The organism is Polaromonas sp. P3_A5 (genome assembly GCF_056403055.1).
Window position 1 is genome coordinate 714,061 of sequence record NZ_JBFUGF010000001.1, and the last position, 23,117, is coordinate 737,177.

Annotated in this window: 22 protein-coding genes; 15 read left to right on the forward strand and 7 right to left on the reverse strand. The window is 62.8% G+C overall.

Features of this window, described 5'->3' with window-relative positions; genetic code table 11:
- Positions 1-12: 12 nt before the first annotated feature.
- Positions 13-1,485: a cryptochrome/photolyase family protein gene (locus tag AC1DU8_RS03390; protein WP_457281036.1), complete on the reverse strand. Its 1,473-nt coding sequence runs from the start codon at positions 1,483-1,485 to the stop codon at positions 13-15.
- 109 nt (positions 1,486-1,594) lie between these two features.
- On the opposite strand from AC1DU8_RS03390, the gene AC1DU8_RS03395 reads away from it, so the two are divergent.
- The 6 genes from AC1DU8_RS03395 (at position 1,595) to AC1DU8_RS03420 (ending at position 6,217) form a co-directional block, all read left to right on the forward strand.
- Positions 1,595-2,182 carry a YqgE/AlgH family protein gene (locus tag AC1DU8_RS03395; protein ID WP_457281035.1) on the forward strand — a complete coding sequence of 196 codons (588 nt, stop codon included), beginning with the start codon at positions 1,595-1,597 and terminating at the stop codon, positions 2,180-2,182.
- The gene (gene ruvX, locus AC1DU8_RS03400; protein WP_457281034.1) at positions 2,179-2,601 is read left to right on the forward strand and encodes a Holliday junction resolvase RuvX; all 423 of its coding nucleotides are present in this window, start codon (positions 2,179-2,181) and stop codon (positions 2,599-2,601) included. The genes AC1DU8_RS03395 and ruvX overlap by 4 nt, the downstream gene beginning before the upstream one ends.
- The gene (gene pyrR / locus AC1DU8_RS03405; protein ID WP_457281033.1) at positions 2,598-3,101 is read left to right on the forward strand and encodes a bifunctional pyr operon transcriptional regulator/uracil phosphoribosyltransferase PyrR; all 504 of its coding nucleotides are present in this window, start codon (positions 2,598-2,600) and stop codon (positions 3,099-3,101) included. Before ruvX ends, pyrR begins: the two co-directional genes overlap by 4 nt.
- Before the next feature lie 66 nt (positions 3,102-3,167).
- Positions 3,168-4,130: an aspartate carbamoyltransferase catalytic subunit gene (locus tag AC1DU8_RS03410; protein WP_457281032.1), complete on the forward strand. Its 963-nt coding sequence runs from the start codon at positions 3,168-3,170 to the stop codon at positions 4,128-4,130.
- A gap of 17 nt (positions 4,131-4,147) precedes the next feature.
- Positions 4,148-5,455, forward strand: coding sequence for a dihydroorotase (locus AC1DU8_RS03415; RefSeq protein ID WP_477726430.1), 1,308 nt, complete (start codon positions 4,148-4,150; stop codon positions 5,453-5,455).
- A gap of 15 nt (positions 5,456-5,470) precedes the next feature.
- Complete coding sequence (locus AC1DU8_RS03420) at positions 5,471-6,217, forward strand: lysophospholipid acyltransferase family protein (RefSeq protein WP_457281030.1); 747 nt, start codon at positions 5,471-5,473, stop codon at positions 6,215-6,217.
- A 4-nt stretch (positions 6,218-6,221) separates the two neighbouring features.
- Here AC1DU8_RS03420 and AC1DU8_RS03425 read toward each other — a convergent pair whose 3' ends face one another.
- Positions 6,222-7,316, reverse strand: coding sequence for an ABC transporter ATP-binding protein (locus tag AC1DU8_RS03425; RefSeq protein WP_457281029.1), 1,095 nt, complete (start codon positions 7,314-7,316; stop codon positions 6,222-6,224).
- Between the two features lie 124 nt (positions 7,317-7,440).
- Between AC1DU8_RS03425 and AC1DU8_RS03430 the strand changes: the two genes are divergently transcribed.
- The 4 genes from AC1DU8_RS03430 to AC1DU8_RS03445 all read left to right on the forward strand — a co-directional run bounded on the left by AC1DU8_RS03430 (position 7,441) and on the right by AC1DU8_RS03445 (position 12,150).
- Positions 7,441-9,051: an ABC transporter permease gene (locus tag AC1DU8_RS03430; RefSeq protein WP_457281028.1), complete on the forward strand. Its 1,611-nt coding sequence runs from the start codon at positions 7,441-7,443 to the stop codon at positions 9,049-9,051.
- Positions 9,052-9,533: 482 nt separating this feature from the next.
- Positions 9,534-9,755, forward strand: a complete 222-nt coding sequence (locus AC1DU8_RS03435; protein ID WP_457281027.1) for a CsbD family protein — start codon at positions 9,534-9,536, stop codon at positions 9,753-9,755.
- Between the two features lie 69 nt (positions 9,756-9,824).
- Positions 9,825-10,397 (forward strand): hypothetical protein, encoded by a 573-nt coding sequence (locus AC1DU8_RS03440; protein WP_457281026.1) that lies wholly within the window; start codon positions 9,825-9,827, stop codon positions 10,395-10,397.
- Positions 10,398-10,734: 337 nt separating this feature from the next.
- A complete protein-coding gene (locus AC1DU8_RS03445) occupies positions 10,735-12,150 on the forward strand; it encodes an MFS transporter (RefSeq protein WP_457281025.1) in 1,416 nt (471 codons plus the stop codon).
- Here AC1DU8_RS03445 and AC1DU8_RS03450 read toward each other — a convergent pair.
- The 5 genes from AC1DU8_RS03450 to hutU form a co-directional block, all read right to left on the reverse strand.
- The gene (locus tag AC1DU8_RS03450; protein ID WP_477666642.1) at positions 12,147-12,956 is read right to left on the reverse strand and encodes an ABC transporter ATP-binding protein; all 810 of its coding nucleotides are present in this window, start codon (positions 12,954-12,956) and stop codon (positions 12,147-12,149) included. The two genes, AC1DU8_RS03445 and AC1DU8_RS03450, sit on opposite strands and share 4 nt — an antisense overlap.
- Positions 12,953-13,732, reverse strand: coding sequence for an ABC transporter permease (locus tag AC1DU8_RS03455; protein ID WP_457281023.1), 780 nt, complete (start codon positions 13,730-13,732; stop codon positions 12,953-12,955). The genes AC1DU8_RS03450 and AC1DU8_RS03455 overlap by 4 nt, the downstream gene beginning before the upstream one ends.
- 12 nt (positions 13,733-13,744) lie before the next feature.
- Positions 13,745-14,701 carry an ABC transporter substrate-binding protein gene (locus tag AC1DU8_RS03460; protein WP_477726431.1) on the reverse strand — a complete coding sequence of 319 codons (957 nt, stop codon included), beginning with the start codon at positions 14,699-14,701 and terminating at the stop codon, positions 13,745-13,747.
- Positions 14,702-14,754: 53 nt separating this feature from the next.
- The gene (hutH, locus tag AC1DU8_RS03465; RefSeq protein WP_457281021.1) at positions 14,755-16,299 is read right to left on the reverse strand and encodes a histidine ammonia-lyase; all 1,545 of its coding nucleotides are present in this window, start codon (positions 16,297-16,299) and stop codon (positions 14,755-14,757) included.
- A gap of 86 nt (positions 16,300-16,385) precedes the next feature.
- Positions 16,386-18,092, reverse strand: a complete 1,707-nt coding sequence (hutU, locus tag AC1DU8_RS03470) for a urocanate hydratase (protein WP_457281020.1) — start codon at positions 18,090-18,092, stop codon at positions 16,386-16,388.
- 234 nt (positions 18,093-18,326) lie between these two features.
- Here hutU and hutC point away from each other — a divergent pair, with 234 nt between their 5' ends.
- Genes hutC through AC1DU8_RS03495 form a run of 5 tightly spaced genes read left to right on the forward strand, consistent with a single transcriptional unit; the run spans position 18,327 to position 23,031 of the window.
- Positions 18,327-19,037 (forward strand): histidine utilization repressor, encoded by a 711-nt coding sequence (gene hutC, locus AC1DU8_RS03475; RefSeq protein ID WP_457281019.1) that lies wholly within the window; start codon positions 18,327-18,329, stop codon positions 19,035-19,037.
- Positions 19,034-19,612 (forward strand): HutD/Ves family protein, encoded by a 579-nt coding sequence (locus tag AC1DU8_RS03480; protein ID WP_457281018.1) that lies wholly within the window; start codon positions 19,034-19,036, stop codon positions 19,610-19,612. The genes hutC and AC1DU8_RS03480 overlap by 4 nt, the downstream gene beginning before the upstream one ends.
- Positions 19,609-20,823, forward strand: coding sequence for an imidazolonepropionase (gene hutI / locus AC1DU8_RS03485; protein WP_477726432.1), 1,215 nt, complete (start codon positions 19,609-19,611; stop codon positions 20,821-20,823). Before AC1DU8_RS03480 ends, hutI begins: the two co-directional genes overlap by 4 nt.
- Entirely contained in the window at positions 20,820-21,638 is an 819-nt protein-coding gene (hutG, locus tag AC1DU8_RS03490) for an N-formylglutamate deformylase (RefSeq protein WP_477726433.1), read from the forward strand. The genes hutI and hutG overlap by 4 nt, the downstream gene beginning before the upstream one ends.
- Entirely contained in the window at positions 21,628-23,031 is a 1,404-nt protein-coding gene (locus tag AC1DU8_RS03495) for a formimidoylglutamate deiminase (protein ID WP_477726434.1), read from the forward strand. The genes hutG and AC1DU8_RS03495 overlap by 11 nt, the downstream gene beginning before the upstream one ends.
- Positions 23,032-23,117 lie beyond the last annotated feature (86 nt).

Sequence of the window (23,117 nt, forward strand, 5' to 3'; positions counted from 1 at the left end):
TGAGAGTTCCTCTCAGGCCTTTTTTACGACCGCATAGCGCTGCAGCGTAAGCGCCCGCGCTTCGTCGTGCTGCACGATGGGCGTCGGGTAGTTTTGGCCCAACACCACGCCCGCGGCGGCCAGCTCCAGCGGGTTCGCTAGCCAAGGGCTGTGCAAAGCCTTGTCTGGCAGCTGTGCCAGCACCGGCAGGTATTTGCGAATAAATTTACCCGCGGCGTCGAACTTCTCGCTCTGGCTGACCGGGTTGAAGATGCGAAAATAAGGCTGCGCGTCACAACCCGTGCTTGCCGCCCACTGCCAGCCGCCGTTGTTGGCCGACAGGTCAAAGTCGTTGAGCTTTTCGGCAAAGTAACGTTCGCCCCAACGCCAGTCGATGCCAAGGTCTTTCACCAGAAAACTGGCAGTCACCATGCGCAGGCGGTTGTGCATATAGCCCGTCTGGTTGATCTGGGCCATTGCCGCGTCCACCAGCGGGTAGCCCGTCCGGCCTTCGCACCAGGCCTGGAAAAGCACTTGGGCTTTATCGCCGCTCTCCCACTGTATCGCGTCATAGTCCGGCTTGAACGCGTTGCCGACGGCGTGCGGAAAATTGGCAAGGATCTGCGCGTAAAAATCACGCCAGATCAATTCGCTGAGCCAGGTGGCGGCACCTTCATTCCCTCGCTTTGCAGCGTTTAAAGCGAACGCAGCCATGTGCCGTATCGACACTGTGCCGAACCGAAGGTGCACGCCCAGGTAGCTCGGGCCCTTGACGGCAGGGAAGTCGCGTACCTCCTTGTACTGCGCCATGCGGCCAACGAAATCCCCCAAAAGCTGGGCACCGCCTTCGCTGCCCGTGGGAATTTTCAGCGCCGTCAGGTTGTTGACCTCAAACCCCAGGTCACCCAGTGATGGGACCGGACGTCGGCTTGTCGATACGGACGCCAGGGCCGCAGCATACTTTTCGACGGGATAAGGCTTGAGATAAAAGTCGTCCACCTTCTTCAGCCAGGCATTTTTGTAAGGCGTGAACACGGTGTAAGGCTTGCCCGCCTGGGTCAGCACCTCCTGGCGTTCAAAAATAACGTGGTCCTTGAAGCTGTAAAAGCCCTTGCCCCCGGCCTCGAGCGCCGCTTGTACTGCGGCGTCGCGCGCCAGCGACCGCGGCTCGTCATCGTGATTGGCAAAGACGGCATCGGCGCCCAGCTCTGCCGCCAGCCGCACCACCGCGTCCACGGCATCGTGATGGGCCGTCAACAGGCCGACGCCTAGGCTGCCAGCCGCTGCGCCCAGCTTCTCCAGTTGACCATCCAGGCTCAGTGCCGATTCCCGTATGAATTCCACGCGGCGGTCAGTTCGAGGCAAAGCCTCCAGAATGGCTTTGTCAAAAACAAGTGCGCAATACACCTGCTTACATGACTTCAGCGCGTGGTACAGAGCGGCGTTGTCCTGAACCCGCAGGTCGCGCCTGAACCACATTAACCCCGTTTCATACTTCTTGTGCATCCGGCCATCGTAGCGAAAAGCGGCTATCCGGCCTTAGATCCCCCGCGGATTGGCGGGCGGCTGGCAGGGTGGGCTCCCCGCGCCGTCCCGTCCGGCGTAAAATCCCGCCATGGCCACGGATTCTGCATCGATCAACCTCACGCACCACTTCCTCATTGCCATGCCGGGGATGGATGATGAAGCTTTTGCCAAGAGCGTGGTGTACATGTGCGAACATAGCGACCGGGGTGCGCTGGGGCTGGTCATCAACAAGCCCAGCGATATCAATCTCAAGAACCTGTTCGACAAGGTCGAGTTGCCTCTGCGGCGCGACGACCTGACCCAGTCCCCGGTATTCCAGGGCGGCCCGGTCCAGACCGAACGGGGCTTTGTTCTCCACGAATCCATGATGCCGGGCAACGAATCGGTCTATGCCTCGACGATGACGATCCCCGGCGGCCTCGAAATGACCACCTCCAAAGACGTGCTGGAAGCGCTCTCCACGGGCGCCGGCCCGCGCAGGGTGTTTGTCTCCCTCGGATATTCGGCCTGGGGTGAAGGCCAGCTGGAATCGGAAATCTCGGACAACAGCTGGCTCACGGTCGCTGCCGACGTCGGTGTGATTTTCGACACACCGGTAGAGCAACGCTACGACAAGGCGCTCATGCTGCTGGGCCTGCAAAGCTGGATGCTCTCTCCCGAGGCCGGTCACGCATGAGCCTTGCGGCCATGCCTTCCCCTCGGGCCACTGGCCTCCAAACCTTTCTGGCTTTCGACTTCGGTCTCAAGCGCACCGGCGTTGCCACCGGCAACGTGCTGACCCGTACCGCCACCCCCCAGCCCACCATCAACGCTGAAGGTGGCGACGCCCGCCTCAAGGCCGTCGAGACGCGCATCAAGGAGTGGCAGCCCGACGCCCTCGTCGTCGGCGTGCCCTTTCACCCCGACGGTGCCAGCCACGACAATACCGCGCGGGCGCAGAAGTTCGCCCGCCAGCTTCGCGGGCGCTTCGGTCTGCAGGTCTTTGAGGTGGATGAGCGCTACAGCACCACCGAGGCACTCGCCGGCGGCGCAGTCGATGCCGACGCGGCCTCGGCCTGCATCATTCTCGAGCAGTTTTTAAGGAGTTTCCCATGAGCAGCCTGACCCTTGACGCCGAGGCGCTATACAACGACCTGCTGCGCGGCATGCGCCAGCAACTGGCGTCCTATCCCTTGCCGCCCAAGCTGGTCGGCGTGGCCTCCGGCGGCGCCTGGCTGGCACAGCGCCTGCAAAAAGACCTGGGTCTGGAGGGCGAAGCCGGCGTGCTGTCTTCCTCCATGCACCGCGACGATTTCTCGCAGCGGGGCTTGGCCTCCAGCGGCCAGACCCTGCTGCCCTTTGACGTGAACGGCGCCCACCTGGTGGTAGTCGACGACGTGCTCTACACCGGCCGCACCATCCGCGCGGTGCTCAATGAGTTGTTTGACTACGGCCGGCCCGCCAGTGTCAAGCTGGTCGTACTGGTGGACCGCGGCGGGCGCGAGCTGCCGGTGCAGCCCGACCTGGCGGTGGCGCGCGTGGCCTTGCCCGCCTCGCAGTCGCTTGAGCTGGCCCGCGCAGAGGACGGCAAGTTCAGCTTCCAGGTTCAGGGCTGATCGTCACCATCACTATTACTGCCAGGCCACCCCCAAAAAACCAAGAGACCCCAAGGAGTCCATCACATGCTGTATCGACGAAATCCGCAACTCAACAAAAACGGCGAGCTGATCCACCTGCTGTCGATTGAAGGCCTGCCCAAGGCCACCTTGACGCAGATACTCGACACCGCCGCCAACTTCGTCAGCGTCAACAACCGCGAAGTCAAAAAAGTCCCGCTGCTGCGCGGCAAGAGTGTCTTCAATCTTTTCTTTGAAAACTCCACCCGCACCCGCACCACCTTCGAAATCGCCGCCACGCGGCTGTCGGCCGATGTCATCAACCTGGACATCGCGCGCTCATCGGCCTCCAAGGGCGAGTCGCTGCTCGACACCATCGCCAACCTGAGCGCCATGGCCGCCGATCTTTTTGTGGTGCGTCACAGCGAATCGGGCGCACCCTACCTGATTGCCCAGCACGTCGCACCGCATGTGCACGTCATCAATGCCGGCGACGGTCGCCACGCGCACCCCACGCAGGGCCTGCTCGACATGTACACCATCCGGCACTACAAGAAAGATTTCAGCAAGCTCACGGTCGCCATCGTCGGTGACGTGCTGCACTCGCGCGTGGCGCGTTCCGACATCCATGCACTCACCACGCTGGGCTGCCCCGAAGTGCGCGTGGTCGGCCCCAAGACCCTCGTGCCCGCCGACATGGCGCAGATGGGCGTGCGCGTCTGCAATACGCTCGAAGAAGGTATCAAGGACGCCGACGTAATCATCATGCTCAGGCTGCAGAACGAACGCATGTCCGGCGCGCTATTGCCCAGCAGCCAGGAGTTCTTCAAGAGCTTCGGCCTCACCACCGAAAAATTGAAACTGGCCAAGTCAGACGCCATTGTCATGCACCCGGGCCCCATCAACCGCGGTGTTGAAATTGATTCCGCCGTGGTCGACGGAACGCAAAGTGTGATCCTGCCGCAAGTGACTTTTGGTATCGCGGTCCGAATGGCGGTGATGAGCATCGTCGCTGGGAATGAAGCCTGAACGCGGAGAAAAAAAGAATGAAGATACTCATCAAGAACGGCCGCGTTATCGACCCGGCTTCCAAGTTCGACGAGATCTGCGACGTGGCAATTGCCGCGGGCCGTATCGTCTCGCTCAAAGGCACGCCTGCTGATTTCGCGGCCAACAAGACGATTGATGCCACGGGCTGCATCGTCGCCCCCGGTCTGATCGACTTGTCCGCCCGCTTGCGAGAACCTGGGCACGAGCACGAAGGCATGCTCGAAAGCGAACTGGCCGCGGCCGTCGCTGGCGGCGTGACCAGCCTTGTCTGCCCGCCTGATACCGATCCGGTGCTCGACGAGCCCGGCCTCGTTGAAATGCTCAAGTTCCGCGCTGAAAAGCTGCACCAGTCGCGCGTGTTCCCGCTGGGCGCGCTGACGCGTGCTCTCAAGGGTGAGACGCTGACCGAGATGGTCGAATTGACGGAATCGGGTTGCGTGGGCTTCAGCCAGGCAGAGGTGCCGCTGGCCAACACGCAAGTCATGATGCGCGCCCTGCAATACGCCTCGACCTTCGGCTACACCGTCTGGCTGCGCCCGCAGGAGATGTACCTGGGCAGCGGCGTCGCCGCCAGCGGCCCACTGGCCACACGCCTGGGCCTGAGCGGCGTATCGGTTGCCGCTGAGACCATTGCGCTGCACACCATCTTCGAACTGGTGCGGGCCACCGGCGCGCGCGTGCACCTGTGCCGCATCAGCAGCGCCGCGGGTGTGGCTCTGGTGGCCAAGGCCAAGGCAGAAGGCCTGGCCGTGACCTGCGATGTCAGCATCAACAGCCTGCACTTGACCGACGTGGACATCGGCTACTTCGACAGCCGGATGCGGCTGGACCCGCCGCTGCGCCAGCAGCGCGACCGCGACGCCATCCGCCAGGGACTGGCCGACGGTACTATCGACGCACTGGTGTCAGACCACACGCCCGTCGACGAAGACGCCAAAACCCTGCCCTTTGCCGAGGCTGAGCCCGGCGCCACGGGGCTTGAATTGCTGCTGGGCCTGGCCTGCAAATGGGGTACTGACAGCGATGCTGGTCTGCAGCGCGCGCTGGCAGTGCTCACGAGTGAACCCGCGCGAGTGCTGGGCAACGCGCTTGGCACGCTGCAGGCCAGCGCGGGGCAGCTCGTTAAAGGCGGCGTGGCCGATATCTGCGTGTTTGACCCCACCGGTGAATGGACAGTCGAGCCCGCCGCCTTGCGCAGCCAGGGCAAGCACACACCGTTCTCGGGTCACCAGATGCCTGCGCGTGTGCGCTGGACCATCGTAGGCGGGCAGCTGGCCTATGAAGCCCCCGAAGCCTCGCACTGAGGTGCCTGCTCATTTATGAAATGGCTTCACTTTTGCGGAACCTTGCTGCGCGCCGCCGTGCACGCCGTAACGGGGTTCTGGACCATCAAGACTGTTTTCCCCAAGCTGCCCCAGGCTGAGCAGGAGGCCCGCGTGCAGGCATGGGCCGGGGCCATGCTGCGCATTGTGGGCATTGAGCTGGTGGTCAACGGTACGCCCCCGGCAGGTGGCCCGGTGCTGCTGGTGGCCAACCATATTTCGTGGCTGGACATCCTGGTGATGCATGCCTCGCGGCACTGCCGTTTTGTCTCCAAAGCGGACGTGCGGGACTGGCCCTTTGTCCGTACGCTGTCCGACGGCGCAGGTTCGCTGTATATCGAGCGCGAGTCCCGGCGCGACGCCCATCGCGTCGTCACGCAAATGGCGGACCGCCTTCGCGCGGGCGACATCCTGGCGGTGTTTCCTGAAGGCACCACCGGCGACGGCATCACCCTCAAGCACTTTCACGCCAACCTCATCCAGGCGGCCATTGAAGCGTCTGTGCCGGTGCAGCCGGTGGCTCTGAAGTTCGTTGACGCCGCCAGCGGCGCGACCAGCTTTGCGCCCAGTTATGTGGATGACGAAACCTTGGTCGGATCAATCTGGCGGACCCTGACAGCGCCGCCGCTCAAGGCGGTCGTCACCTTTGGCCAGGCGCAGGCCCCGCAAGGCCAGACCCGGCGGGTGTGGGCACAGACGCTGCGCGAGGACATTGAGCGTCTGAGGCAGACGCAAGGACGCTGAAACGTCAGGCTGGTGTTATAGCCGGCGCCGCGCCAACTTCGCGCGGAAAGGTCACCACATGGTCGACCTCGGCACGTATGCCTATCCACTCGCCCAGCGCGTGGTTGTGGTGCGACGGCACATGCGCCATCACCGTCTCGCCAGTCTGCAGCTTGAGCGTATACAAAAACTCCGAGCCGCGAAACGCCTTGCGCACGATCTGCGCCTTCACCGGGGCGTTGTCATCATGCACGATGTCGTCGGCACGCAGCAGCACATCGCACAAGCCGCCGGCGTACGCCCCGGGCAGCGGGCACTCCAGCATGTCCGTCAGGTCACCGAGCGCGGTATGCACCACCACGTCGTCACCGTGTTGCTCGATATGGGCTTGTGCGAAGACCCCATGGCCGATGAAGTCAGCCACAAATCGGGTGGCAGGGCGGTGGTACAGCGCATAAGCCTCATCCCACTGGTGCAGTTTGCCCTGGTGCATTACGCCGATGCGGTCGCCGATGGCAAAAGCCTCCAGCTGGTCATGTGTGACGAACAGCGCTGTGGCGCCAGCCGCCTTCAGGATGCCGCGCACCTCGTGCGCCAGGCGCTCGCGCAGGTCCACGTCCAGGTTGGAAAAAGGCTCATCCAGCAGCAGCAGGCGTGGCTGCGGCGCCAGCGCGCGCGCCAGTGCCACGCGTTGCTGCTGGCCGCCTGAAAGCTCATGCGGAAAGCGCTTGTGCACATTGCCCAAGCCGACCAGCTCCAGCACGTCTCCGACGCGCTGCTTGCGCTGAGCGGGTGTTAGATGAGTGAGCCCGAAGGCCACGTTGTGCGCGGCATCCAGATGCGGAAACAGCGCGTAGTCCTGAAACACCATGCCAATGCGGCGGGATTCGGCCGGCACATGCAAGGCGGCGGTGCTCACCACATCCTTTGCCAGCGTAATGCTGCCGGCATTGGCCCGTTCAAGGCCAGCCACTGCGCGCAGCAAGGTGGTTTTGCCGCAACCTGAAGGCCCGATCAGAACGCCGATTTCCCCTGCCTGGAGGCTGAACGACACGCCGTCCACGGCGGGTTTTGAGCGGCCGGCGTAGTGCACGCCCAACTGGGAGATATCCAGAAACATGCAGACAATTGTAGATGCTTACAATTCTCATTTGCAGTGACTGACTGCAAAAGCGTGGCGAACGCAGGCGGGGGCAGGGCTCCTTCCCGCGAGAGGCCTTTTTGCTGAGGCTTTCCGGGGCTCCATGTTTCGCCGATATTTCCCTTCTGTTGTGCTGTTTTTGCTGGTTGGGCTGCTGACGCTGCCGGTGCTGGCCGTCGCCTTGTCCTGGCTGCAGTTCAACAGCGATGCGCAATCCATCCTGCTGCAGATGCTGCAGACCGTGTTGCCCGATTACACGCGCACATCACTGCTGCTGTGCCTGTGCGTGGCCTTTGGCGTGGCGGTGGTGGGAATGGCCACCGCCAGCATGGTCACGCTGTTTGATTTCCCCGGGCGCCGGGTGTTTGAGTGGGCCTTGCTGCTGCCGCTGGCCATGCCGGCCTATGTGCTGGCCTATGCGTATACCGACTTTCTCCAATACGCCGGCCCGCTGCAGACCTGGCTGCGTGCCAGCTTCGGCCTGCAGGGCCGGCTGCTGCCCGAGGTGCGCAGCCTGGGGGGTGCCGTACTGGTCTTCACCGTCGCGCTCTACCCCTATGTGTACCTGCTTGCGCGCACGGCCCTGTCTGAGCGCGCCGTGCACCTGATGGAAGCGGCGCGCCTGCTGGGCGCACCGCTGTCGCGCCGCATCCGCGGTGTAGCGCTGCCGCTGGCGCGGCCTGCCGTGGCCGCTGGTGTGGCGCTGGCGCTCATGGAAACACTGGCCGACTTCGGCGTCTCCAGCTATTTCGGCATCCAGACCTTCACCGCCGGCATCTACAAGGCGTGGCTCTCGATGGACAACCGCATCGCTGCGGCGCAGCTGGCGACCGTGCTGCTTTTCTTTGTCGCGCTGCTGCTGTGGATAGAGCACAGCGCGCAAAAGCGCATGCGCTTTGCCACCGGCCGCGGTGCACGCGCGGGCGCGCAAGACGCGGCCCCCGCGCAGTTGCGCGGCCTGCGCGCCGTTTCGGCCTGGCTCGTGTGCGCCGTGCCCATCGCGCTGGGCTTTGTGCTGCCGGTGCTCTTTATGCTGCGCCCGCTGGCGCTGGGCTGGGACAACCTGCTTTGGGACAAATTCATTGGCTGGACGCTCAGCAGCATTGGCCTCGCAGGCTTGAGCGCGCTGTTGGCCACCGCGCTTGCCTTGGGCTTGGCCTTTGCGGTGCGCCGGCAACCGGGCCTGCTCACCCGCGCTGCCGTGCACCTGGCGGGTCTGGGTTATGCCGTGCCCGGCGCGGTGATTGTGGTGGGCCTCTTGCTGCCTGTGAGCTGGCTGCAATCCGCCGCGCCGCAGACAAGCGCGGGCTACTGGGTCACCGCCACCATCCTCGGCGTGGTCTGGGCTTACCTGGTGCGCTTCAGCGCCGTGGCACTGCAAAGCCTGCAAAGCGGCTACTCGCGCATCCCGGCCAGCTTTGACGACAGCGCGCGCATGCTGGGCACCAGCGGTATGGGCATCCTCAGCCGCGTGCACTGGCCGCTGCTCAAGCGCTCGGTCGCGGCGGCCGGCTTGCTGGTGTTTGTCGATGTGATGAAAGAGCTGCCCGCCACGCTGGTGCTGCGGCCCTTCAACAGCGACACCCTGGCCGTGATCACCTACCAGCTCGCGCGCGACGAGCGGCTCGGTGAGGCCGCCTTGCCCGCGCTGGCGCTGGTGCTGGTGGGTTTGCTGCCCGTCGCGCTGCTCAGCCGCACACTGCGGTCTAAGTAAACGCAACCAGCCTGTCCCCGTCACCCGCACTCAGGCCTTGGCCTTGATGTAGCGGTATTCCTGTGTCGGGCCACCAAGCCGCAGGCTTCGGCGCGCACATCGTGCACATTGCCCAGCAGCTTGCAGAAGGAGGAAAAGGCTTCGCGACGTACTGCGCTTTTTCATCTTTGGTGTTGGCACCTCGCACCCCCTTGATGTCGAAAGAAAAACCGTTCTTGCCTTGGCTGGCCAGCGTGCTATGCAACTATGTTCCGGCCAGGAAGCCGTTGCGAATTTTGTTGCTTTCCTTCGCGCAATGGCGCGCTCTCGCAGCGCGGCACACAGCCCTGTAAGCATGAACCTACGCTCATCAAATACGGGGACCTACGGTGGGAGAAAAAGAACGAACTTATGGTGTGAATATGCCGCCCGGGAAGTAGCACGCAGCGAATAGGACATCAGTGCCACGGGCGAATTTATCAATTGACGTTCAGGAGGACACCATGAACAAAGACCGCGTGGAAGGCAACTGGCTTCAATTCAAAGGCAAGGTCAAAGAACAGTGGGGCAAGCTCACTGACGACGACCTTGATGTGATCGCCGGCAAACGCGACCAGTTGCTGGGCCGCATCCAGGAGCGCCACGGCCTCAGCAAGGATGAGGCTGAGAAGCAGGTCGCCGCCTGGAAGGACCGCAACCCGACCGATTTTTTTGAGCGTTATTGATCCGCCGTTGAGCGCTCCAGGGTCCATCCCCAACCAATCCATAACTCCAACTCATCCAAAGGAAAATCCATGAAAACCAAATTGCTGATGCTGACAGCCGTGATGTCTTGCGCTTTTGCCGGCCAGGCCCTGGCTATGACCAAAGAGGAACATAAAGCCCAGAGCGACCGCATCTCGGCCGACTACAAAGCCGGTCGCGACAAGTGCGCCACCTTGAAAGACAATGCCAAAGACATCTGCGTGGCCGAAGCCAAAGGCGCTGAAAAAGTCGCCAAGGCCGAACTGGAAGCCCAGTACAAGCCCAGCCCGCGCAACACCGAAAAGGTGGCTCTGGCCAAAGGCGATGCCGCCTACGACGCCGCCAAGGAAAAGTGCGACGACCTGAAAGGCAATGACAAGGACGTCTGCGTGAAAGATGCCAAAGCGGCCCACGTCAAAGCCAAGGAAGACGCCAAGGTCGCCAAGACCTCAGCCGACACCAGCAAGAACAAGACTGAAAAAGTGACCGAAGCCAGGAAGGACGCCAACGCCGAAAAGCGCGAGGCCGATTACAAGGCCGCCAAAGAGCGCTGCGATGCCCTCACCGGAACCGCCAAGGACAGCTGCCAGAACGATGCCAAGGCGAAGTACGGCATGAAGTAAGCTGCCCACCGGTTGGCCTCGGCAAGGCCTGTCGGAATGGCAACCCCAATCCCGGTCCTGCATTTGCAGCCCGGGATTTTTTATTCCTTGCTATCAAATGAATAGCTGCTTGCGCACGATGCGAATGATCTGTCGGCAATTTGTGCAAAAAATGGCACGAAGACCGCGAAAAGCCACCGACCGCAGGCCATGCGCCTGAGCCCGCGCGCGGCATTTTCCCTCAGCGGCCCCCGCGCTGCGCATCCCATCCTGCGCCCGTAAAATCGGGGCCTTTGGGATTCAGCGGCTGCCTTCATGGCGACTGCCCTGATCCCCATCAGTTCCAGCAAAGGTACGCATGATTGTTCAGGATGGTTTGCCCGCTCGCGAACGCTTGCGTGCGTTGCTGGTCATCGTTCTCGGTATTGTCATGGCGGTGCTCGACGGGACCATCGTCAACCTGGCGCTGCCGGACATCGCCCGAGAACTGAACGCCGCGCCCGCCCAGTCCATCTGGGTCGTCAACGCCTACCAGGTCGCCACGCTGGCGCTCTTGCTGCCGCTGGCCACATTAGGCGACATCATCGGTTACCGTCGCGTTTACCTGGCGGGCATGGCCGTGTTCACGCTGGCCTCGCTGCTCTGTGCGCTGGCTGATTCATTGACCACACTGGCGCTGGCCCGCGTGCTGCAGGGCTTGGGCGCGGCTGGCCTCATGAGCGTCAACACCGCGCTGGTTCGGCTCATCTACCCCAAACACCTGCTCGGCCGCGGCATCGCCATTAACTCGCTGGTGGTGGCCACCGCCTCGGTGGCCGGCCCGTCGATTGCGGCCGGCATTCTTTCCGTCGGTTCGTGGCCGTGGCTGTTTGCGCTCAATGTGCCATTCGGCCTGATGTCGTTGTGGTGGGGTCGAAAGGCCCTGCCCGAGAACACCGCCAAGGCAGAGAGCCTCAAGCTCTCACTGGTCGATGTGGTGCTCAACGCCCTGATGTTCGGCCTGGTGTTCCTGGGCGTAGACGGCCTGGGTGTACGTGTGGAAGCTGTACCGGGTGCTGCATCATCCTTGTGGCTGCCGCTGGCCGAGCTGGCCGCCGGAATCGTCATCGGCGTGATCTACGTGCGCCGCCAGCTGGCCATGCCCGTGCCGCTATTCCCGCTTGATTTGCTGCGCATTCCCGTGTTCGCGCTGTCCATGGGCACGTCGATAGGCGCCTTCTGCGCGCAGACGCTGGCCTATATCTGCCTGCCCTTTTTGCTGCTGGGCAGCTACGGCTTCAGCCACCTCGAGGCGGGCTTGCTGCTCACCGCCTGGCCGCTGGCGATTGTGGTGACTTCGCCGCTGGTGGGCCGGCTCATAGGGCGCTATCCAGGCGGCCTGCTGGGCGGCGTTGGCATGGCCATGCTCTGCCTGGGGTTGGTGTTGCTGGCCGTGTTGCCCGTGCATCCGGCGCAGGCCGACATCGTCTGGCGCATGGCGCTGTGCGGCATCGGCTACGGCCTCTTTCAGTCACCCAACAACCACACCATCATCACCTCGGCGCCCGCACACCGCAGCGGCGGCGCCAGCGGCATGCTGGGCACGGCGCGTTTGACGGGACAGACATTGGGCGCGGTTTTGCTGGCGATGATTTTTGCCGTGTCCAGTCCCGGCGAAGGTGGTCAGGGTCCCTTGATTGCCCTTTGGCTGGCCGCTGCCTTTGCCGCCACGGCCGGTGTTTGCAGCGCCTTGCGCATGACGCAGGCAGCACGAACCAAAACTCAGACGGATTAAACGACGGGCGCCTGCAGGCCCGCCGCCCGGTGCACCTCGACGCGGATTTCTTCGGTAAGTTTCGCCTTGAGATCCGTGAAAACCGGCGTCGTCTTCACCGAGTAATGCCGTGGATGCTCCAGGGGCACCGCAATGTCGCACTTGATGCGGCCCGGTCTTGCGCTCATGACGACCACGCGGCTGCCCATAAAGATGGCCTCATCGATGTCATGCGTCACGAACAGCACGGTTTTCTGCTCGGCCTCCCAGATGCCTTGCAGCAGCTCCTGCATCAGCTCGCGCGTCTGATGGTCGAGTGCGCCGAAGGGCTCGTCCATCAGCAGGATGCGCGGGTTGTTGGCAAGGGCACGAGCGAGTGCTGTGCGTTGTTGCATGCCGCCCGAGAGCTGCTTGGGGAAATGGTTCTCAAATCCCTGCAGTCCGACCTTCTTGATGAATTGGTGCGCGATATCGTGCTGCTTTTCCAGTGGCATGCCTTTTTCCCGCAGGCCAAAGCAGACGTTTTGCAAAATCGTGAGCCACGGAAAGAGCGTGTAGCTCTGGAACACCATGCCGCGGTCCGCGCCAGGGCCCGCTATGGGTTTGCCGTCCAGCACGATGGTGCCGCTTGTGGGGATGTCCAGCCCGGCGACCATGCGCAGCAGGGTGGACTTGCCGCAGCCTGAAGGGCCGAGGATGGTGATGAAGTCGTTCTCGGCAACCGCCAGATCAGTTGCTTGCAGCGCGACGGTGCCGGGGCCCTTGTTGGCGGCAAAGGTTTTCGACAGCTGGTTGACGGTCAGGATCGGTGTGGAGGAAGAAGTCATCGGCCTAACTGAGCCCACGGGAAAAGTTTTCTATTGAGCGCTTTAAATACCAGGTCGGTGACCAGGCCGAATACACCAATGACGATAATGCCGAAGATGATCTGGTCTGTCGCCAGCAGTGCCTGGCTGTCAGTGATCATGTGGCCGATGCCGCTGGACGCGCCTATCAGCTCCGCGACGATCACATAGGTCCAGGCCCAGCCCAGTACCATGCGCAAGGTCTCGGCAATCTCGGGCGCTGCACTGGGCAGCAGCACGCGCACCACGATGCCGCGGTCGGCCGCGCCCAACGTGTAGGCCGCCTCGACCAGGTCGCGCCGGGTATTGCCGACGCTCACGGCAATCATCAACACCAGTTGAAAGAAGGAGCCGATAAAAATCACGGCGAGCTTCTGTGCCTCTCCGATACCTGCCCAGAGGATGAGCAGCGGAATAAACGCAGAGGCGGGCAGGTAACGCGCAAAGCTCACAAAGGGTTCAAAGAACGCTTCAACCGGTTTGTAGGCGCCCATCATCACCCCCAGCGGAACGGCCAGCAAGGCGGCAATCGCAAAGCCGCCCAGTACCCGCCAGACTGTCATGCCAATGTCCTTGGCGAAACCCTGGTTGGCCAGCAGGTCGTAACCTGACTTAACCATGGTGATGGGGTCGGCCAGAAATGTCTTGGAGACATAGCCGCCCAGCGTGAAGATGGCCCACACCACGAAGAAGAGAACGAAGAAACTCACACCCAGCGCGATGCGCGCGCCGGGCGAGACGGGTTGTAGTGGCCGCATGCTTTCGCGTGCTTACTTGAGAAAACGCGTGTCGGCGAGCTTGCTCATATCAGGCAGCGCCTTGATGATGCCGGCTTCCAGCAGCAGGTCAGCCGCTTCCTTGCTGAAGGCGGCATGTTCGCCGGCAAAGAATTTCTGGTTGGCCGCGCGGTCTTGCCAGCGCAGGTATTTGGACGAGGCCTCAAAGGCTTCGCCGGTCTGCTTCACGTCGGCGCCCATGATTTCGAAGCTCTTTTTCGGTTCTTTCTGGATCATCTCGACGGCCTCAAAGTAGCTGTCGGCCAGGGCCTTGGCAGCCTTGGGGTTTTCAGACAGGAACTTGGGCGTGCAGCCGAAGGTGTCCATCACCATGGGGTAGTCAAGTGTGGTGGCGAGGATCTTGCCGGCCTCTGGCTTGGCGCGCACTGCGCCCAGGTAGGGCTCGTAAGTCATCGCGGCATCCACGCCGTCGGTGCCGGCAATCATGGCGTTTGCCGCGGCCTGCGGCTCAAGGTTGACTACCTTCACGTCCTTGGTGCTCATGCCGTTTTTCTTCAGCATCCACGCCAGGGCGAAATAGGGCGAGGTGCCGGGCGCGCTGGCGGCCACGGTTTTGCCTTTGAGGTCAGTGATTTTGGTGATGGCGGGCTTGACCACCATGCCGTCTGCGCCGTAGCTCTTGTCGAGCTGGAAGATCTGCGTGGTGGCCACACCGTTGGCGTTCCACACCACCCAGGTCTCGACTGTGGTGGCGGCGCACTGCACGTCACCTGAAGCAATCGCCAGGTGGCGGTCTTTTTGTGGAATCTTTTTGATCGACACATCAAGCCCGTTCTTCTTGAAGATGCCGGCTTCTTTGGCCAGGGTCAGCGGGGCAAAACCTGTCCAGCCGGAGATACCGACGGCGACTTTGGTTTCTTGCGCGTGGGCGTTGCCCATGGCGAGAGCTGCGACGCCGGCCAGCATCGAAAGGGCGAGTTGTTTCTTCATGAAGTTGCTCCTGTTGGGGGTATCGACTGAGGTATTGCTAATGTATGCAGGCTTCATGCCAGCCGCAAGGCGGTCAACTCGGTGATTTGGGCTTCTCCGGCCAGGCCAATACGTCCACCCGCTACCAATTGGTGCACCTTCTCCATGTCGGGTGCAAGGCTGCGGTCATGCATCATGGCCGGAGAGGCCTGGCGCACCAGTTGCAGCACGCCTTCCAGCACAGCGGAGCTCTTGAGCGGGCGCAAGAATTCAATGCCCTGCGCGGCGGCCAACAGTTCGATGGCGACGATGTATTCGGTATTGCGCAACATGGGCTGAAGCCGGCGCGCCGCGAAGGTGGCCATGCTCACATGGTCTTCCTGGTTGGCCGAGGTCGGCAGGCTGTCGACGCTGGCGGGGTGGGCCAGTGATTTGTTTTCAGAGGCCAGCGCGGCGGCTGTGACATGCACGATCATGAAGCCAGAGTTGAGGCCCGGCTCGGGTGTGAGGAAGGCCGGCAAGCGCGAGGCCACGGTATCGACCAGCATGGCGATGCGGCGCTCGGTAATCGCGCCGATTTCGGCAATGGCAACGGCCAGTGCGTCGCAAGCCAGCGCAACCGGTTCTGCGTGGAAGTTTCCCCCTGAGAGCAGCGTTGCGTCATCGGCAAACACCAGCGGGTTGTCGGTCACGGCGTTGGCTTCGCGCATCAGCACCTGCGTGGCATAACGCATCTGGTCCAGGCAGGCGCCCATCACCTGCGGCTGGCAGCGCAGGCAGTAAGGGTCTTGCACGCGGTCGTCGCCCTCAAGGTGCGAGCGGCGGATCTCGCTGCCCACCATGATGGCGCGGTAGGCGGCGGCGCAGTCGATCTGGCCCGGCTGGCCGCGCACCGCGTGAATGCGCGGATCAAACGGTCCGTCGCTGCCGCGGGCGGCGTCCAGTGTGACAGCGCCCGAGATCACGGCGGCTTCAAACAGTCGGTCGGTGGCGAGCAGCGCATCCAGCGCCAGCGCGGTCGAGACCTGCGTGCCGTTGATCAGTGCCAGGCCTTCCTTGGCCGACAGCTTGACCGGCGTGATGGCGGCTTGCTTGAGTGCCTCAGCTGCGGCGATGCGCTGGCCCTGATAGAAGACTTCGCCTTCGCCAATCAGCGGCAGGCACAGGTGAGCCAGTGGCGCGAGGTCGCCCGAAGCGCCGACCGAGCCCTGGCAAGGGATCACGGGTGTGAGGCCCTTGTTGTAGAGCGCCATCAGGGTGTCGATGACGACCTCACGCACACCTGAGAAGCCGCGCGCCAGGCTCGCGGCCTTGAGCAGCAGCACCAGGCGCACCACGCGTTCGGGCATGGGCTCGCCCACACCCACGGCATGTGAGCGCAGCAGGTTGAGCTGCAGTGTTTCAAGATCAGCCTGAGCGATGCGCTGGTTGGCCAGCTTGCCGAAGCCGGTGTTGACGCCGTAGACAGCGTCGCCGCCCTGCGCGGCCTTTTGCACCAGCGCGGCGCTGGCGCGAATGCCTGTCGTGGCGGCTGGATCAATGGCAAGCAGCGGGCGGCTGGTATGGATATCCCGCAGCTGTGCCAGCGTCAGCAGGCCGGGTTGGATGGTGATCTTCATGGTGTTGTATCTGGAAAAGGAGGAGGTTGCGGTGTCATAGGTGCCTGGCGGCGCTATGGATATGACTACCGCTATCGCGCATCTGTTCAGTCGCCCAGCATGGGCAGGTTCAGCCCGTTGTCTTTGGCGCATTGTTTGGCGATGTCATAGCCTGCATCGGCATGACGCATCACACCGGTGGCCGGGTCATTGAACAGCACGCGGCTTAATTTTTCGAAGGCCTCGGCAGTGCCGTCGCACACGATGACCACGCCCGAGTGCTGCGAATAGCCCATGCCGACACCGCCGCCATGGTGCAGGCTGACCCAGGTCGCTCCGCTGGCGGTGTTGAGGAGCGCGTTTAGCAACGGCCAGTCGCTCACGGCATCGCTGCCGTCTTTCATGGCCTCGGTCTCGCGGTTGGGCGAGGCGACGGAGCCGCTGTCCAGGTGGTCGCGGCCGATCACGATGGGGCCTTTGAGCTCACCGTTTTTCACCATCTCGTTAAAGGCCAGGCCCGCCAGGTGGCGCTCGCCCAGTCCTATCCAGCAGATGCGCGCCGGCAGGCCCTGAAAAGCGATGCGCTCTTCGGCCATGTCCAGCCAGCGGTGCAGGTGTTTGTTGTTGGGGAAGAGCTCTTTCATCTTCGCGTCGGTTTTCTGGATGTCCTCCGGGTCGCCTGAGAGTGCCACCCAACGGAAGGGGCCGACCCCACGGCAGAACAGCGGGCGAATGTAGGCGGGCACAAAGCCGGGGTAGTCAAAGGCGTTGTCGACGCCGAAATCCTTGGCAACCTGGCGCAGGTTGTTGCCGTAGTCCACCGTGGGAATGCCCATTTCGTGGAAGGCCAGCATGGCTTTGACGTGCGCCACGCAGGATTCGCCGGCGGCTTTTGTCAGTGCGGCATGCTGCGCAGGGTCTTTTTGCGCGGCGCGCCATTGCGCCACCGTCCAGCCGGCGGGCAAGTAACCATTGATGATGTCGTGGGCCGAGGTCTGGTCGGTGACGATGTCGGGGCGAATGCCGCCCGCCTTGGCGCGCTTGACCAGCTCGGGAACAATTTCGGCCGCATTACCGCACAGGGCGATGGAAACGGCCTCCTTGCGTGAGGTGTGGTACCTGATCATCTCCAGCGCTTCGTCAAGGTCTTTGGCCTGCTTGTCGACATAACGTGTGCGCAGCCGGAAGTCGATGCTGGACTGCTGGCACTCGATGTTGAGCGAGCAGGCGCCGGCAAAGGTAGCAGCCAGCGGCTGCGCGCCACCCATGCCGCCCAGGCCGGCAGTCAGCACCCAACGGCCGGCCAGGTCGCCGTTGAAATGCTGGCGGCCCGCTTCCACAAAGGTTTCATACGTGCCTTGCACGATGCCCTGGGTGCCGATGTAGATCCAGCTGCCGGCCGTCATCTGGCCGTACATCATCAGGCCCGCGCGGTCCAGTTCGTTGAAATGCTCCCAGGTCGCCCACTTGGGTACCAGGTTGGAATTGGCGATCAGCACGCGCGGCGCGCCCGTGTGGGTGCGGAACACGCCAACCGGCTTGCCCGACTGCACCAGCAGGGTTTCGTCGGCTTTGAGTTTGCGCAGGGAATCAAGGATGGCGTCAAAGGCCGGCCAGTTGCGGGCCGCCTTGCCGATGCCGCCGTATACCACCAGCTCGTCGGGGTTTTCGGCGACTTCCGGGTCCAGGTTGTTCTGGATCATGCGGTAGGCCGCCTCGATTTGCCAGTTGGCGCAGGTAAGGGTGCTGCCGCGGGGCGCACGCACGGGGCGGGCCTTGCTATCCAGAAAAGGGGTTTGGGAAAGATCGGACATGAGATTGCTCCGGAGAAGACGGGATAACAGGGGAATTTCACAGCGCCAGAAAAAGGAATCAACCAGGAATCAACCGGCGATGGGATAAATCGTAGTTGTCTATACAACTTGTGTCAACTGCGGTAATCTATGGTTTGTGCGCAAAAGCCGGCCCGGCAACCCTGACTGGCCGATGAAGGGTCGGACTTTTGCGGTGACAATGTTTTTTTACACACGCGAGCATTCCGCTGAACCATGGCCACCACACCACTGCCTGCCTACGGTCAGGTCAAGGCATTCATCAAAAAACGCATCAGCACCGGCACCTGGAAGCCCGGCGACCCGGTGCCCAGCGAAGCTGTACTGATGGAGCAGTTCGGCGTGAGCCGCATGACGGTCAACCGGGCGCTGCGCGAGTTGATGGGCGAGGGCATGGTTACGCGCATCCAGGGCTCCGGCACTTTTGTGGCGGAGCTGCACCGCATTTCTTCCACCCTGACCATTCGTGACATTCACGAGGAGGTTGTCGAACGCGGGCATGTGCATACCTCGCGCGTGCTGCTCGCTGAATCTGAAAAAGCCAGCGCCGACCTGGCGCGCACCCTGGGCCTGCGGGCGGGCGGGCGGGTGTTTCACACCATATTGATTCACCTGGAGAATGGCGTGCCGATTCAGTATGAAGACCGCTATGTGAACCCGGCAGCGGCACCCGACTATTTAAAGACCGACTTCACCCAGACCACACCCACCCATCATTTGCTGGAACAGGCGCCGCTCACCGAGGCCAGCTATTCCATTGAGGCCTGCCTGCCCTCGGCGTTGGAGGCCAAACACCTGGACATCAAGCCGGCAGAGGCGTGCCTCGCCATGATGCGGCGGACCGTGAGCGGCAGCAACATCGCCAGTGTGGCGCGCCTGGTGTACCCGGGATCGCGCTACAGCTTTGCGGGAAAGTTTCAGGCGTGACATCTTCGAATGGTTCCGGCTGGAACGTCGTGCGGCTGGCCGACATTGCGGCGACGCCGTGGCGCAATGGCGGCGGTGTGACGCGCGAGCTGGCCATGTGGCCCAATGCGGGTGACTGGGTCTGGCGCATGTCGGTGGCCGATGTGGACAAGAGCGGGCCTTTTTCGAAGTTCGATGGCATCGAGCGATGGTTTGCGGTGCTCGAAGGCGCGGGCGTGCAGCTGGATGTGGCGGGTGTTCCGCACCGTGTGACGGCCGAGGATGCTCCGCTCTTCTTTGATGGGGCTGCTATAACGAATTGCGAGTTGATAGACGGCAAGACGCGGGATTTCAACCTGATGGTGCGCCGTGGGAGCGAGCTATCCCGCATGGTTCGAGTGGCCGGGCGTTTCTCGGAAACGTTACGTGCTATGAAAATGATAGCTGTCTACGCTCATCAATTGGGCGCTACCGTGCTATTTGATGAAGAAGTTTTGCAGCTGGAGCCCGCCAGCCTGGCCTGGCGCACGGTGACGGGCAGTGCGGCGGTGCGAATTTCCGCACAGCACGCCCTCTGGATGGAGATCCCCGCATGAGCCTGAAACTCTGGACAAACTGCCGCGTGGCCACGCTGCAAGCCGGTGCTGCGCAGGCTTATGGTTTGATAGAAGACGCTGCATTGGTGGTGGACGGCGAATCCCTTGCGTGGGTTGGCCCGCGTGCCGATGTGCCCCCAGATCTTCTGGCTCGCTGCACCACGCAGCACGATGCCGACGGTACATTGATCACGCCCGGCCTTATCGATTGCCACACCCACCTCGTTTATGGCGGCGACCGCGCCCATGAATTTGAGTTGCGGCTCAACGGCGCGACCTATGAAGAGATAGCCCGCGCCGGCGGCGGCATCGCCTCTACCGTGAAAGCGACCCGGGCTGCCACTGCGCAGCAGCTGCAAGCGCAGAGCGCAGCCAGGCTGCAGCGCCTGATCGCCGAAGGCGTGACCACACTCGAGATCAAGTCCGGCTACGGCCTGGCGTTGGAGCACGAACGCAAGACGCTGTCAGTGGCGCGCGCGCTGGGCCGGACCCATGCGGTGGATGTTCGCACCACTTTCCTGGGTGCACATGCGGTGCCGGCTGAATTTGCCGGCCGCACAGACGCCTATGTCGACGCCGTACTGGAAATGCTGCCAGTGCTGCATGCCGAAGGACTGGTTGATGCGGTCGACGCGTTTTGCGAGCGCATTGCTTTCAGCCCCGCGCAGACCGAGCGGGTCTTTGCCGCGGCCAAGGCCCTGGGCGTTCCTGTCAAGCTGCATGCCGAGCAGCTCAGCGACAGTGGTGGCGCGCAGCTGGCGGCGCACTATGGCGCGCTCAGCTGCGATCACCTGGAATGGTTGTCGGCCGAGGGCGCGCAGGCGATGGCAGCGGCTGGTTCGGTGGCAGTGCTGCTGCCCGGCGCGTTTTACTTTCTACGTGAAACCAAGCTGCCGCCCGTGCCTTTGCTGCGTGAGCACGGCATACCGATGGCGATCTCTACCGACTGCAACCCGGGCAGCTCGCCTTGCACCTCTTTGCTGCTGATGCTCAACATGGCGTGCACGCTGTTCCGCCTGACGCCTGAAGAAGCATTGGCCGGCGTCACACGCCATGCGGCTACTGCACTGGGCCTGCGTGACCGCGGCGTGCTGGCCGCCGGCATGCGGGCTGATTTTGTACTGTGGGGCGTTGAGCGGCCGGCGGAGCTGAGCTACGCCTTTGGTGCGAACCCGCGCCTTCAAACAGTTTTCAAGGGACAGGTCTTATGAACGAACGCTCGAGCGAAGTTTTTACATTGCACCAGGGTATGGTTCCCCTGCTGGTCAGCATGCCGCACATCGGCACCGAGATACCGGCCGAACTCAAGGGCGCCTACACCGATGAAGCCCTCCGGGTCGAGGACACCGACTGGCATCTGCATCTGCTTTACAACTTTCTGCCGGCGCTGGGCGCCAGCGTGTTGCGGCCGCGTTATTCGCGTTATGTGATTGATCTGAACCGCCCGCCCGACGATGCGCCCATGTACCCCGGTGCATCCAACACCGAGCTGTGCCCCACGCGGTTTTTCAACGGTGCGTCGCTCTACAAACCTGGCTATGAGCCAGCGCCCGCTGAACGCGCGCGCCGTCGCGAGGCCTACTGGCAGCCCTACCATTCGGCGCTGGCCGGTGAGCTGGCGCGGCTGAAAGCCCAGCACGGCTTTGCCTTGTTGTGGGATGCGCACAGCATCCGTTCGCAAATTCCCTGGCTGTTTGAAGGCAAGCTGCCTGACCTCAACATCGGCACGGCGAGCGGCGCGAGTGCGAACGCAGCCATCACCGATGCGGTGGTGAAAGCCTGCGCCACGGCGCCCCGCATCACCACCGCCGTTAACGGCCGCTTCAAGGGTGGCTACATCACGCGCCACTATGGCCAGCCGGCCAGCGATGTGCATGCCGTGCAGCTTGAGATGTGCCAGAGCCTCTATATGCAGGAAGTGCCTCCCTACGCGTACGACGAAATTCTGGCATCAAAAGTTCAGCCCTTGTTAGAGAAAATGGTCTCCAGCGCGCTGCTGGCATGCGTGAGCAGCTATGAAAAGTAAAGCAAGGCGTTTTTTCGCCGAAGCAGCCTGGGTGAAAGGTGCGTGGTCCAAAGACGTTTTACTGACGGTCGCCGGCAACGGCACCTGGCAAAGCGTGGAGCCCGGGGCTACGGCGCAGCAGCAGGAAGGCGCCACGCGTCTGTCTGGCCCGGTCCTGCCTGGTCTGGTCAACGCGCACAGCCATGCCTTTCAGCGCGCGATGGCGGGCCTGACGGAGCGCCGCAGCGCGGGCGCCCATGCATCCGACGATTTCTGGAGCTGGCGCGACCGCATGTATACCGCAGCCAACCGCATCACGCCCGAACAGCTCGAAGCGATTGCAAGCCAGCTCTATGCCGAGCTGCTGGCCGGCGGCTATACCCAGGTCTGTGACTTCCATTACCTGCATAACGACGTCAGCGGAACGCCCTATGCCAACCCAATTGAGATGTCGCTGGCGCTGGTGCGCGCCGCGCAACGCACGGGTATTGGCCTCACTTTGCTGCCCACGCTCTACATGCGTTCGGGCTTCAAGGCTAGCGGCCTGCGTGAAGACCAGCGCCGGTTTTCATCCACGCCCGAGAGCGTGATGCGCATGGTCGAAGACATCCAGCGCCAGACAAAGGGCGATGCGCGCATCAATGCGGGTGTGGCTGTTCACTCATTGCGTGCCGCCAGCCCGGCCGCGCTGCACGAGCTCACAGGCGCGGTCAAAGCAGCGGGTCTTCCGGTGCACATCCATATCGCCGAGCAGACGCAGGAAGTTGAAGACTGCATGGAGCACACCGGCCAGCGCCCGATTGAATGGCTACTCAACAACGCCGATGTCGATGCCCGCTGGAACCTGGTGCACGCCACCCATGCCACGCCGGCCGAGCTGCAAGGCGTGCAAGGCAAGGGCGCATCCATCGTGATCTGCCCGGCGACTGAAGCAAATCTGGGCGACGGCGTGTTTGATTTGCCGGCCTACGCAGCCGCAGGCGGCAAGTGGTCCATAGGCTCCGACAGCCACGTCACCCGCAGCTGGCCCGAAGAGCTGCGCCTGCTCGAATATTCGCAACGCCTCACGCTGCGCCAGCGCAACATTGCCGCCCGCATCCTGGGCCACGAGAGCAGCGCGGCCGGCTTGTTCGAAGCCGCACTGGCGGGCGGTTTCCCCGCAACTGGCCTGATGCAGGGTGGTTTCGCGCCCGGGCATCGGGCGGACTTCATGACGCTGGATTCCGGTTCGCCCGCGTTGCTGGGTGTGCCGGTTCACCATCTGCTGGATGCGCTGGTGTTTTCGAGCCCAGGCGGAGTGGTTGGCGAGGTATTTGTAGCCGGGGAGCGTGTACTGGCCAGCGGGCCAGGTGCAGAGAAAAGGCGGCAGCTCGCAGAAAACTTCAGCCAGACCATGCGCGAACTATGGCGTTGAAAGGCCAAAGGTCGCCAAGTGCACCGTTATGTGCGAAATAGCGTTCCGGGCCAATAGTGACGGGCGCAAGCAGCTATTAAAACAGG